We start from the raw sequence: 11,145 nt of genomic DNA, 5'->3' as shown, positions 1-11,145 counted from the left end.
TCCCTGTTCCGTGCGCACTCTCCCCCGCTCCCGTCTCTCCCTCCCCCCTCCCCCCCCCCCCCCCCACCCCCCCCCCCCCCCCCCCCCCCCCCCCCCCCCCCCCCCCGGGCCCGCTGTCGTGTTCGCGGGGGCCTGGGTTCCCGCTACGGGCGGCCCCCGCCGCCCGGCCGGGTCACAGGCTGAGCGCCAGCGGATGGATCTCGTCCGCTTTATGGCCGGCGCGCTCGTGGATGCGCTGCACGGCGCCTGCCGAGGGCGCGTCCGACAGGCAGAACACATCGCCGGACTCGGTGTCGGCCCAGGCGTGCTCGAAGGTCACGCCCTCCTCGCTCTGTATGGCGAGGTCGGCCTGGTGTGCCGCGTTGAACTTCTCGGGCGTGAGGCCCGTCATGCCGTGATGGACGTCCATGAACTTGGGCATCTGAGTCATCCTTCCGCTCGCAGACGGTGCCGGGCGGGGCTCCCGGTCCCCTCCCGCAGCCCCTGCGCCCGGTTCCCCCACAGTTCCTGCACTTCCATGCTGCCTCCGTACGCCCCGGTTCTCGCCCCAAGGGCCCGCCCCCGTTGCGCCGCCGTCTGCAGTTTCCACCTGGTGGCGGGCCCTTCTCGCTGCCCGGGGGCCGTCGGCGGCCGGCCGGCTCCGACCTGACGCGGTACGCAGCCCGTCTTGCTGCTCCATGAAGTTGATCATGCTGGTAGCGTCGCGATCTTGTACGACTCACCTGAAGAAAGAGGAACCATGCGTTACGCCCGGACGCTGGGGGCCGTTGCCTTCGCCACGGCAGCCACCGTGCTCGCGACCTCGCCCGCACACGCGGCCTCGTACACCGCGCACCCCCACTACATGAACAAGGGGAGCGCCGTGTTCAACAGCTCCACCAACACGCTCAAGGTGTGCGACAACGCCGCTGACGGCCTCAGTGTCATGGTGACGATCGAGGACGACGGCAACTTCTACGGCTACGACATGACCAAGGGCAACGGCCAGTGCCGGACGTACAAGCCCACGCTCCGGAACGGACAGCGGTTCACGCTCCAGGCGTTCAACGGCAAGAAGGGCAAGGCCGTCTCGGGCTCCCACGGGGCTTTGGTCTACGGGGTCGTGTAACAGACCGTACGGACCGCACATGTGCCGCCCGACGGGCCCGCGCCGACGGCCCACAGGCGGCCCGAGAGCGGCGAAGGCCCCTCATCTGCGACAAACCCGCAGGTGAGGGGCGCGATCGCCATGCTTACTTCTTCTTGCCCTGGTTCTTCACTGCCTCGATGGCGGCCTTGGCGGCCTCCGGGTCGAGGTAGGTGCCGCCGGGCGTGACCGGGCGGAAGTCGGCGTCCAGCTCGTAGGAGAGCGGGATGCCGGTGGGGATGTTCAGGCCGGCGATGTCCGCGTCGGAGATGCCGTCGAGGTGCTTGACCAGGGCGCGCAGGCTGTTGCCGTGGGCGGCGACCAGCACCGTGCGGCCCGCGAGGAGGTCCGGGACGATGCCGTCGTACCAGTAGGGCAGCATCCGCGTGACGACGTCCTTGAGGCACTCCGTGCGCGGACGCAGCTCGCTGGGGATGCCGGCGTAGCGCGGGTCGTCGCTCTGGGAGAACTCGGAGCCGTCCTCAAGGGCGGGCGGCGGGGTGTCGTACGAGCGGCGCCAGAGCATGAACTGCTCCTCGCCGAACTCGGCCAGCGTCTGCGCCTTGTCCTTGCCCTGCAGCGCGCCGTAGTGGCGCTCGTTCAGCCGCCAGCTGCGGTGGACCGGGATCCAGTGCCGGTCGGCGGACTCCAGGGCCAGCTGCGCGGTACGGATGGCGCGCTTCTGGAGGGAGGTGTGCACTACGTCGGGGAGCAGGCCGGCGTCCTTGAGCAGCTCTCCGCCGCGGACCGCCTCCTTCTCGCCCTTCTCGTTGAGGTTGACGTCCACCCAGCCGGTGAACAGGTTCTTCGCGTTCCACTCGCTCTCGCCGTGACGGAGGAGGATCAGCTTGTACGGTGCGTCGGCCATGCCGTCGAGCGTAATCCAATTCCGGATAGGGCCTTGCGCGGGTCCACGACCTGGGCTTCCGGGCGATGTTTGACCGTTCCCGTCAATTGGGTGGCGACGAAAGCCGACTCGCAAGTAGGTTGCGAACGTCGCCTGCGCCACTTACCCACATCCGCCGGACGGGCCTCGTACGCACCCGCGCACCACCGTGCGCCGCTCCACCAGGGGGAAATGTCATGTCCGCATCCATCAGCAGCCTGAGGCGCGCCGCCGTGGAGAGCGTCTCCGGTCTCCCCCGCCAGTTCTGGTGGCTGTGGACCAGCACCCTGATCAATCGCCTGGGCGCGTTCGTCGCGACGTTCCTGGCGCTCTACCTGACCGTCGACCGCGGCTACTCCGCCTCCTACGCCGGCCTGGTCGGCGCGCTCTACGGACTCGGCGGCGTGGTCTCGTCCATCGGCGCCGGCGTACTGACCGACCGCCTCGGCCGCCGCCCCACCATGCTGGTCGCCCAGCTGTCCACGGCGGCGTCGGTGGCACTGCTCGGCTTCATGGAGAACCCGGTCGCCATCGCGGCGGTGGCGGCCGTGGTCGGTATGGCGACCAACGCCTCCCGCCCCGCCGTCCAGGCGATGATGGCCGACATCGTCGCCCCCGAGGACCGCGTCCGCGCCTACTCCCTCAACTACTGGGCGATCAACCTCGGCTTCGCGGTCTCCTCCACGGCCGCCGGACTCATCGCCGAACACGGCTACCTGGCCCTCTTCCTGGGCGAGTCGGCACTCGTGCTGGCCTGCGCCGTGGTCGTCTTCGTCAAGCTGCCCGAGTCCCGCCCCGCCACCACCACGGCGGACAACCCCCAGGACAGCGCCACTCCCGCCCCCGCCCCCGTCTCCATGCTGACCGTGCTGCGCGACGGCCGCTTCATGACCGTCGTGGGCCTCAACCTGCTGCTGGCGCTGCTCTTCCAGCAGGCGTACGTCTCCATGCCGGTGTCGATGGGTCAGAACGGCTTCTCCAGCGCCGACTTCGGCACGGTCATCGCGGTCAACGGCGTCCTGGTCGTGCTGCTGCAGATCCCCGTGACGCGCTTCATCGAGCACCGCAGCCCCGCGATGCTCCTCGTCGGCTCGGCGCTGCTGGCCGGCTACGGCTTCGGACTGACCGCGCTGGCGGGCTCGGTCGTCATGTACGCGCTCGCCGTCGCCGTCTGGACCCTCGGCGAGATCATCAACGCCCCCACCCAGATGGGCCTGGTGGTGCGCCTCTCCCCCCTCCACGGCCGCGGCCGCTACCAGGGCATGTACGGCCTGTCCTGGTCCATCGCCACCCTGACGGCCCCTCTGCTCGGCGGCACGGTCATCGACCACTACGGCGCCGATGCCCTGTGGGCGGGCTGCGCGGTCATCGGCACCGTGGCGGCACTCGGCTACGGACTGCTGCTGCGGAGCCTGCCGGAACCGGCGGAACCGGCGGAACCGGTCGCGCGAGCGCCGCGCGGGCCGGGGGCGGGCGCGAAGGAGGCGGGTGCGGAGGATTCGGTTGCCCCGGTGGCGGGCGAGACGGTGGCGTGACGGGCGTAGCGTGGGCGGTACGTCCTTCTCGCGGGGGTGGCCATGGAGTTGAACCACGCCGGTCCGGACGGCAAGCCCGGCTACTTGTTCACGGACCGGGACGACAGCTATGTCGCCCGGTACGCCGACGGCGTCGAGGCGTTGCAGCTCGGCATGTGCGTCGGGCTGATGGAGCACGCGCGGGCGATGATCGGCGATCCGGCGGTGGACGCACGGCAGTTGCGGTTTCTGGTGGAGCAGCTGTGTGCGGTGCTGGCGGACGCGGTGCGGCTGGCGAAGCTGCGCGGGGCGGGCTGACCAGCCGTACGGGGCCGGCCGGTCGGACCGCCCCCGTACGCGCGGGGCTCAGGCCGGCGTCGCCGTCGCCGTCGCGAAGTGCACGGTCTTCGCGGTCAGCAGGAACAGGTCCGTGCGGTGGTCGACGCCCGCGGGGTCGGACGGGTCGAGGAGGCGGTCCAGGGTCGCCAGGTCCTCGGCGTCCAGGAGGTCGGCGAGCACCTGGCGGCACCGCTCCAGCGACCCTCGTACGAACCGCCGTGGCCCCTCGGCCAGCGGTGCGGGGTGGTCGACGAGGAAGGTCCGGCTCCGTGCGCCGGTGAGTCCCGCGGCCCGCAGCATGCCGGGCCAGTCCTCGACCACCGCCACCGAACCGGGCAGCTCGGCCCGCATCCGGCCGAAGCGTTCCGCCATCGCCACATCGAGCCGCTCCTGCAGCCCGCACCGTCCAAAGCCGAGGTCGCGCGGGAGCCAGCGGGGCGGCAGACCGCCCTCGACGACGGCCAGTACACCGCCCGGTTCGAGCAGCCCGGCCAGTTGGTTCAGTACGCCCTGCTGGTCTCCCACGTGGTGGACGGCCTGCCCGGACCACACCAGGTCCGCCGGTCCCAGGTCGGCCAGCCCCGCCGGGAACTCGGCCACCTGGGTCCGCAGCCGGACGCCGAGCCGTTCGGCGCGCCCTTCGGCGCGGGCCAGCAGCTCCGGCGCCCCGTCCACCGCGGTGACCTCGGCCCCGGGGAAGACCGTCGCCAGCCGGCAGGCCGCGACGCCCGGGCCGCTGCCGATGTCCAGGACCCGGCGCGGAGTCAGCTGCCCCAGATCGGCGAGGGCCTGCCGGACGTAGGGACTGTGGGTCTCGCCTTCGAGCTCCAGCAGGTCGGCCAGCGCGGCCCAGTCGAAGTCGTCGCCGCCGTGGGGGTGGTGACCGCCGTGGCCGCCTTGGCCGCCGTCGCTCTTGTGGCCGTGCTCGTCGTGGGTCATCGCACCTGCTCCAGTCGCTCGTGCTCGGTCGGTTCACGGTCGGTCGGTTCGTGTACGGCCAGTTCGCGATCGGTCGGTTCGTGATCGGGCTGTTCGTGATTCCCCGGGGTTCCCTCCGCCGGGTCTACCTCCGCCACGCCTTCCCCGGCCAGGTCTTCCTCGATGAGATCCAGGTTCACCGCGAGGGCCGCCTTGGCTCCGCCCGCGGCCGCGGTGACCACATGGGCCCGGACGTCGACCGCGTTGCCGGCCGCCCAGACGCCCGGCACGCTGGTCAGTCCGCTGGGGTCGGTGACGACCCGGCCCTCCTCGTCCCGTGTGCAGCCCAGGCCGGTGAGCAGCTCGTCGCGGGGCACGGGCCGGGTCGGTACGAAGAGCGCGGTCCTCGCCACGACGGTGCCGTCCGTCAGCCGTACGCCCCGCAGCGCGTCGTCCTCGACCACCAGGCCGCCGACCGCACCGTCCACGATCCGTATGCCGCGGGCGGTCAGCCGGGCGCGGTCGGCGCCGGCCAGCGCTTCGGCGAAGCAGACCACGTCGTCCGACAACTGCCGCACCAGCAGCGCCTGGTGTACCGCCGCCGCCTCCTGGCCGGCCACCGCGAGCACGCCCAGCGGCTGATCGCGGACCTCCCAGCCGTGGCAGTACGGGCAGTGCAGCACCTCGCGCGCCCAGCGTTCGCGCAGGCCCGGGATGTCGGGGAGCTCGTCGCGCAGGCCGGTCGCCACGATCACCCGGCGGGCGAGCACCGTGCGGTCGGCCAGTTCGGCCTCGAAGGCGAGGCGGCCGCGGCGGTCGTGGGCCGGTCGTACGGCGCGCACCTCGCCCGCCACCACCCGTCCGCCGTAGCGCTCGACGTCGGCCCGGCCGGCGGCCAGCAGCTCCGCCGGCGGTGTGCCGTCGCGGGAGATGAATCCGTGCACCTCCCGGGCGGGCGCGTTGCGCGGGTCGCCGGAGTCGATCACCAGCACCCGGCGGCGGGTCCGGGACAGCATCAGCGCGGCGTTCAGACCGCCGGCACCGCCCCCGACGATCAGTACATCCGGTACGTCTTCCAGTCCGTCTTCCATGGTGGAGCACCTCCTGGCGCCGACCATGCGCCCGGGGGTGCTCGGCGGGCAAACCTTGTTGCCGTTTCCGCAACAGGCTCGCCCGGGAGGCTCAGGCTTCGGTGGCCTCAGCGGCCTCAGCGGCCTCGGTGGTGCTCTTCCGCGTCAGATGCGCGAACGCCTCCAGGTTGCGGGTGGACTCGCCGCGGGCGACCCGCCAGGCGTACTCCTTGCGGATGGCGGTGGCGAAGCCCATCTCCAGGAGGGTGTTGAAGCTGCCGTCGGCGTTCTCCAGGACCGTGCCGAGGATGCGGTCGAGCTCGTCGGGGGTGACGGCGGCGAGCGGGAGCTTGCCCACCAGGTAGATGTCGCCGAGCCGGTCGATCGCGTAACTCACGCCGTAGAGGCGGGTGTTGCGTTCCAGCAGCCAGCGGTGCACGGCCTCGTGGTTCTCGTCGGGGTGGCGGACGACGAAGGCGTTGATGGACAGCGAGTGCCGGCCGACGACGAGGGAGCAGGTCGTGGAGAGCTTGCGGGTGCCGGGGAGCTTGACGACGTAGCTGCCGTCGGAGGGGGATTCCCATTCGAGGCCGGCGTCCGCCAGAGCCGTCTCGATCACCTCGCGCGCCTGTTGCGCCTGTTGCACCGATCCCACCTGCCGCACCCGTCCCGTCTGTTGTGCTTGCCGCGCCGGTCCCGCGTCCCGCACCTGCCGTGCGCGGTCAGCCATGCGCCGATCGTAGGTGACGCCGCCGCTCCTGCATCGCCGCGGTGTAGACCTCGCCGGTCGCGGCGGCGGCGGTGTCCCAGCCGAAGGACTGGGCGTGCCGGGCGGCGTCGGCGCCCATACGGGTGGCCAGGGCGGGGTCGGCGACGAAACGGCGCAGGGCGCGGGCGTAGTCGGCGGGGTCGTGGCCGGAGACGAGGAAGCCGCTGACGCCGTCGCGTACGGCCACCGGGAGGCCGCCGACCGCGGCCGCGACGACGGGGGTGCCGCAGGCCTGGGCCTCGATCGCGACCAGTCCGAAGGACTCGCTGTAGGAGGGCATGACCAGCACGGATGCGGCGCGGTACCAGTCGGCGAGCTGTTCCTGGCCGACCGGGGGCCGGAACTGCACCAGATCCGCGATGCCCAGCCGGGCGGCCAGCTTCTGCAGGCCCTCGGGCTTGGCCAGGCCGCTGCCGCTGGGCCCGCCGACGACGGGCACGACCAGGCGGGAGCGCAGCGAGGGGTCCTCGGCCAGGAGTGCGGCGGCCGCGCGCAGCAGGATGTCCGGGGCCTTCAGGGGCTGTATTCGGCCGGCGAACAGCGGGATGACCGCGTCCTGGGGCAGGCCCAGGCGGGCGCGGGCGGCGGCCCGGCTGCCGGCGACCTCGCCGTCGGGCCGGAAGCGGTCCAGATTGACGCCGGGGTGGACGACGGCGACCTTGCCGCGCTCGGCGTCGTAGTGCCGCACCAGCTCGTCCGCCTCCTCGGCGGTGTTGGCTATCAGGCGGTCCGCGGCCCGGACGATCTGCGTCTCGCCGATGACCCGGGCGGCCGGCTCCGGGGTGTCGCCGACGGCCAGCGCGGCGTTCTTGACCTTGGCCATGGTGTGCATGGCGTGCACCAGGGGGACGCCCCAGCGCTCGGCGGCCAGCCAGCCGACGTGGCCGGAGAGCCAGTAGTGCGAGTGGACCAGGTCGTAGTGGCCGGGGCGCTGGCCGGCCCAGGCCCGCATCACGCCGTGGGTGAAGGCGCACAGCTGGGCGGGGAGGTCCTCCTTGGCCAGGCCCTCGTACGGGCCGGCGTCGACATGCCGTACGAGGACGCCGGGGGCGAGCTCGACGGTGGGCGGGAGGGTGCCGGTGGTGGCGCGGGTGAAGATCTCCACCTCGATGTTGATCGAGGCGAGCTTCCTGGCCAGCTCGACGATGTAGACGTTCATGCCGCCGGCGTCGCCGGTGCCGGGCTGGTGCAGCGGCGAGGTGTGGACGCTGAGCATCGCCACGCGGCGGGGCCGGCGGGGCCCGCCGGGCAGACGCAGTCGTCCCTGGCCCGGGAACGGGCCGTGGGGTCGGCTGCGGAGCCGGGACACGTATTGGCTCACGTCGGGCTACCTCCTAGGCAGGGGCGGGTGGCACGCCTCCGCCCCGGTGCAACAACGGACCCCGGCCATCCCTTCCCGCCCGGCGCCCGGTCTGCGTACTTTGCCAAAGCGTGACCATAGAACACGGCCGAATACAGTGGTTCGCCGGACACCCCATACTCTCGAAGCCATGGTCCGCCGCCCCTCGCCGCCCTCCTTCACCGCCGCCACGGCGGCGGTGACCCCTGCGCGGCCCGTCGGAAACGTCACCCGCGGGACCACCAACCCCAACCGGCTGCGCCGCATGGACCGCTGGATAGCCGCCGAACACGGCGCCGAGCTGCGCCGCAGCGCCGACCCGGTCGCGGTCGACCTCGGCTACGGCGCCGCGCCCTGGACCGCGGTGGAGCTGCTGGGCCGGCTGCGCACGGTCCGGCCGGACGCCCGGGTCGTCGGCGTCGAGATCGATCCGGCGCGGGTCGAGGCCGCCCGGCCGTACGAGAGGCCGGGGCTGGACTTCGTCCACGGCGGCTTCGAGGTGCCGCTGCCGGGCGCCCGGGGGCGGGCGCCGGTGCTGATCCGGGCGGCGAACGTGCTGCGGCAGTACGACGAGGACGAGGTGGCCGCGGTCTGGCGGCGGCTGTGCGCCCGGCTGGCGCCCGGCGGACTGCTGGTGGAGGGCACCTGCGACGAGATCGGGCGGCGGCACGTGTGGGTGACGCTCGGCCCCGAAGGGCCCCGCACGGTCACCTTCGCCACCCGGCTCGGCTCCCTCGGAACCCCCTCCGACCTGGCAGAACGCCTCCCCAAGGCGCTGATCCACCGGAATGTGCCGGGCGAGCCGGTGCACGCCTTCCTGCGGGACTTCGACCGCGCCTGGGCGAGCGCCGCCCCGCTGGGCGCCCTGGGCGCGCGCCAGCGGTGGCGGGCCGCCGTGGCGGCCCTGGCGACGGACTGGCCGCTGGCCGGCGACCCGCGGCGGCGCCGCCAGGGCGAGGTCACGGTGCGCTGGGAGGCGCTGGCTCCGCGCGGTTAGCAAGGCCGCGGTCGGCGGGCGGCTGCGCTCAGGCCGCCCCCGCCGAGGCCGCTTCGGCCCGTTCCGGGGCCGCGGCCGGCCGCGCTCCCAGTTCCCGCAGCCGCCGCTCGGTCCGCGACCCCCGCGGGGCCGTGTACGTCACCAGTGACTGGTCCTCGTCGGTGCTCAGCCGGAAGCTCTCGAAGGTCACTTCGAGCTCGCCGACCTCCGGGTGCAGGATGCGCTTGGTGCCGCGCAGGCACTCGCGCACCGACTGCGTCTCCCAGATCCGCCGGAACTCCGCGCTGCGCGCCAGCAGCTCGCCCACGACCTCGCAGATCCGCGCGTCGTCGGGGTGCCGGCCGCTGTCGGCGCGCAGATTGCCGACCACCTCGACGGCCTTGGCCTCCCAGTCCGGGTGCAGGGCGCGCGCCGCCGGGTGCAGGAAGACCAGCAGGGCGCTGTTGCGGCGGTCCGGCGCGAGCTCCTCCAGGTCGAAGGCGACCCGGCCGCCGAGGGTGTTGAAGGCGAGGATGTCCAGGCCGCGGCCGACGACCATGGCCGGGACGGTGGTGTCCATGGCGTCCAGGAGCTGGCGGACCTCGGGCCGTACGGTCCGGCCGACGGGGCCCGTCTCGCAGCAGTCCGCGGTGCGCCGGCGCGGCGCCGCGACGTTGTGCAGGTACCTCACCTCGCCGCCGGACAGCCGCAGCGCCCGCGCGATGGCGTCCAGGACGGTCTCGGAGATGGCCTGCGCACGGCCCTGCTCGATCCGGGTGTAGTAGTCGACGCTGATCCCGGCGAGCTGGGCGACCTCCTCGCGCCGCAGTCCGCGCACCCGCCGGCGGCCGACCCCGCCGGGCAGGCCGAGGTCGGCCGGGTCGAGCGCGGCGCGGCGCGCCTTGAGGAAGGAGCTGATCTCGATTTCCGCGTACAGCATCCGTCCAGTATGCGACGCACGGCCGGCCGGGTGGTTCCGCCGGACCCAGGCTGCGACGGGCCTGGTCCGCTCGCCGTCAGGGCACCAGGGTGGTCCGCACACCCCTTGGAGGGACGTATCCCGGGGGACGGACAAGGAGTGACGCATGCAGCGCAGGATCCTCGGCGGCACCGGCATCTCGGTCAGCGAGTACGCACTGGGCGCGATGATGCTCGGCGCCTGGGGCAACACCGACCACGACGCGTGCGTGCGGCTGGTGCACCGGGCGCTGGACGCCGGCATCAACTTCGTCGACACCGCGGACGTCTACGCCGCCGGCGAGTCCGAGGAGATCGTCGGCAAGGCGCTCAAGGGCCGCCGCGACGACGTCGTGCTGGCCACCAAGTTCTTCAACCCGATGGGGCCGGACGCCAACCACGGCGGCAATTCCCGCCGTTGGATCGTCCGCGCCGTGGAGGACAGCCTGCGCCGGCTCGGCACCGACCACATCGACCTCTACCAGGTGCACCGCCCCGACCCCACCACCGACATCGACGAGACGCTCGCCGCGCTCTCGGACCTGGTGCGCGCCGGCAAGGTCCGGGCGATCGGCACCTCGACCTTCCCGGCCGAGCAGATCGTCGAGGCCCACTGGGCCGCCGAGCGCCGCGGCCACGTCCGCCCGCGCACCGAGCAGCCGCCGTACTCGATGCTGGCGCGCGGCGCGGAGAACGCGGTGCTGCCGACCGCCCAGCGCTACGGCATGGGCGTGCTGACCTGGGGCCCGCTCAGCGCCGGCTGGCTCTCCGGCCGTGCCCTGTCGGACAGTTCGCGGGCCGGCCTGGAATCGGGGAAGTTCGACCTCTCGGTGCCGGAGAACGCCCGCAAGGCGGAGGCGGTCGCCGCCCTGTCCGAGGTCGCCGCGGACGCGGGCCTGCCGCTGCCGCACCTGGCGACCGCGTTCGTGCGCAGCCACCCGGCGGTGACCTCCGTCATCATCGGCCCGCGCACCCTCGACCAGCTCGACAGCCTCCTGGAGGGCTCCCAGGTCACCCTGGACGCGGAGATCCTGGACCGCATCGACGCCATCGTCCCGCCCGGCACCGACCTCAACCGGGCGGACAGCTACTACCTGCCGCCGGCCGTCGAGGACGCCTCGCTGCGGCGGCGCTGAACGAAGCGGCCCGGGGGGGGGGGGGGGGGGGGGGGGGGGGGGGGGGGGGGGGGGGGGGGGGGGGGGGGGGGGGCCTATCCTCGGCGCCCGTCAGCCATTATGGCTGCGCGACGCG

General features: G+C 73.3%; 12 protein-coding genes. 5 read left to right on the top strand and 7 right to left on the bottom strand.

Features of this window, described 5'->3' with window-relative positions:
• Positions 1–172: 172 nt before the first annotated feature.
• On the bottom strand, positions 173–421 hold the full coding sequence (locus tag ACZ5XZ_RS13210) for an SCO4226 family nickel-binding protein (RefSeq protein WP_468977228.1): 249 nt from the start codon (positions 419–421) through the stop codon (positions 173–175).
• Between the two features lie 318 nt (positions 422–739).
• On the opposite strand from ACZ5XZ_RS13210, the gene ACZ5XZ_RS13205 reads away from it, so the two are divergent.
• Positions 740–1,108: a hypothetical protein gene (locus tag ACZ5XZ_RS13205; RefSeq protein ID WP_468977225.1), complete on the top strand. Its 369-nt coding sequence runs from the start codon at positions 740–742 to the stop codon at positions 1,106–1,108.
• Positions 1,109–1,232: 124 nt separating this feature from the next.
• Here ACZ5XZ_RS13205 and ACZ5XZ_RS13200 read toward each other — a convergent pair whose 3' ends face one another.
• Positions 1,233–1,994, bottom strand: coding sequence for a phosphoglyceromutase (locus ACZ5XZ_RS13200; RefSeq protein ID WP_393488360.1), 762 nt, complete (start codon positions 1,992–1,994; stop codon positions 1,233–1,235).
• 215 nt (positions 1,995–2,209) lie between these two features.
• Here ACZ5XZ_RS13200 and ACZ5XZ_RS13195 point away from each other — a divergent pair, with 215 nt between their 5' ends.
• A complete protein-coding gene (locus ACZ5XZ_RS13195) occupies positions 2,210–3,547 on the top strand; it encodes an MDR family MFS transporter (RefSeq protein ID WP_468977223.1) in 1,338 nt (445 codons plus the stop codon).
• A 42-nt stretch (positions 3,548–3,589) separates the two neighbouring features.
• Positions 3,590–3,844, top strand: coding sequence for a hypothetical protein (locus ACZ5XZ_RS13190; protein WP_468977221.1), 255 nt, complete (start codon positions 3,590–3,592; stop codon positions 3,842–3,844).
• A 48-nt stretch (positions 3,845–3,892) separates the two neighbouring features.
• Here ACZ5XZ_RS13190 and ACZ5XZ_RS13185 read toward each other — a convergent pair whose 3' ends face one another.
• From ACZ5XZ_RS13185 to mshA, 4 genes are all read right to left on the bottom strand, one after another.
• Complete coding sequence (locus tag ACZ5XZ_RS13185; protein WP_468977218.1) at positions 3,893–4,804, bottom strand: class I SAM-dependent methyltransferase; 912 nt, start codon at positions 4,802–4,804, stop codon at positions 3,893–3,895.
• A complete protein-coding gene (locus ACZ5XZ_RS13180) occupies positions 4,801–5,874 on the bottom strand; it encodes an NAD(P)/FAD-dependent oxidoreductase (protein WP_468977216.1) in 1,074 nt (357 codons plus the stop codon). Before ACZ5XZ_RS13180 ends, ACZ5XZ_RS13185 begins: the two co-directional genes overlap by 4 nt.
• A gap of 91 nt (positions 5,875–5,965) precedes the next feature.
• Complete coding sequence (locus tag ACZ5XZ_RS13175) at positions 5,966–6,583, bottom strand: type III secretion system chaperone family protein (protein WP_468977214.1); 618 nt, start codon at positions 6,581–6,583, stop codon at positions 5,966–5,968.
• Entirely contained in the window at positions 6,576–7,943 is a 1,368-nt protein-coding gene (gene mshA, locus ACZ5XZ_RS13170; RefSeq protein ID WP_468977211.1) for a D-inositol-3-phosphate glycosyltransferase, read from the bottom strand. The genes ACZ5XZ_RS13175 and mshA overlap by 8 nt, the downstream gene beginning before the upstream one ends.
• A gap of 169 nt (positions 7,944–8,112) precedes the next feature.
• Here mshA and ACZ5XZ_RS13165 point away from each other — a divergent pair, with 169 nt between their 5' ends.
• Positions 8,113–8,958: a class I SAM-dependent methyltransferase gene (locus ACZ5XZ_RS13165; protein ID WP_468977209.1), complete on the top strand. Its 846-nt coding sequence runs from the start codon at positions 8,113–8,115 to the stop codon at positions 8,956–8,958.
• Between the two features lie 28 nt (positions 8,959–8,986).
• Here ACZ5XZ_RS13165 and ACZ5XZ_RS13160 read toward each other — a convergent pair whose 3' ends face one another.
• On the bottom strand, positions 8,987–9,877 hold the full coding sequence (locus tag ACZ5XZ_RS13160) for a helix-turn-helix transcriptional regulator (protein WP_468977205.1): 891 nt from the start codon (positions 9,875–9,877) through the stop codon (positions 8,987–8,989).
• A gap of 145 nt (positions 9,878–10,022) precedes the next feature.
• Between ACZ5XZ_RS13160 and ACZ5XZ_RS13155 the strand changes: the two genes are divergently transcribed.
• The gene (locus tag ACZ5XZ_RS13155) at positions 10,023–11,030 is read left to right on the top strand and encodes an aldo/keto reductase (protein WP_468977203.1); all 1,008 of its coding nucleotides are present in this window, start codon (positions 10,023–10,025) and stop codon (positions 11,028–11,030) included.
• The last annotated feature ends 115 nt before the right edge of the window (positions 11,031–11,145 follow it).

The sequence above is a fragment of the Streptomyces sp. NPDC033270 genome (assembly GCF_055576575.1).
This window is presented reverse-complemented; position numbering and strand designations above follow the sequence as displayed.

What these genes read in the sequence shown, in the direction of transcription:
- ACZ5XZ_RS13210 (WP_468977228.1), bottom strand. Translation starts at nt 421, where the DNA reads ATGCCCAAGTTCATGGACGTCCATCACGGCATGACGGGCCTCACGCCC.
- ACZ5XZ_RS13205 (WP_468977225.1), top strand. Translation starts at nt 740, where the DNA reads ATGCGTTACGCCCGGACGCTGGGGGCCGTTGCCTTCGCCACGGCAGCC.
- ACZ5XZ_RS13200 (WP_393488360.1), bottom strand. Translation starts at nt 1,994, where the DNA reads ATGGCCGACGCACCGTACAAGCTGATCCTCCTCCGTCACGGCGAGAGC.
- ACZ5XZ_RS13195 (WP_468977223.1), top strand. Translation starts at nt 2,210, where the DNA reads ATGTCCGCATCCATCAGCAGCCTGAGGCGCGCCGCCGTGGAGAGCGTC.
- ACZ5XZ_RS13190 (WP_468977221.1), top strand. Translation starts at nt 3,590, where the DNA reads ATGGAGTTGAACCACGCCGGTCCGGACGGCAAGCCCGGCTACTTGTTC.
- ACZ5XZ_RS13185 (WP_468977218.1), bottom strand. Translation starts at nt 4,804, where the DNA reads ATGACCCACGACGAGCACGGCCACAAGAGCGACGGCGGCCAAGGCGGC.
- ACZ5XZ_RS13180 (WP_468977216.1), bottom strand. Translation starts at nt 5,874, where the DNA reads ATGGAAGACGGACTGGAAGACGTACCGGATGTACTGATCGTCGGGGGC.
- ACZ5XZ_RS13175 (WP_468977214.1), bottom strand. Translation starts at nt 6,583, where the DNA reads ATGGCTGACCGCGCACGGCAGGTGCGGGACGCGGGACCGGCGCGGCAA.
- ACZ5XZ_RS13165 (WP_468977209.1), top strand. Translation starts at nt 8,113, where the DNA reads ATGGTCCGCCGCCCCTCGCCGCCCTCCTTCACCGCCGCCACGGCGGCG.
- ACZ5XZ_RS13160 (WP_468977205.1), bottom strand. Translation starts at nt 9,877, where the DNA reads ATGCTGTACGCGGAAATCGAGATCAGCTCCTTCCTCAAGGCGCGCCGC.
- ACZ5XZ_RS13155 (WP_468977203.1), top strand. Translation starts at nt 10,023, where the DNA reads ATGCAGCGCAGGATCCTCGGCGGCACCGGCATCTCGGTCAGCGAGTAC.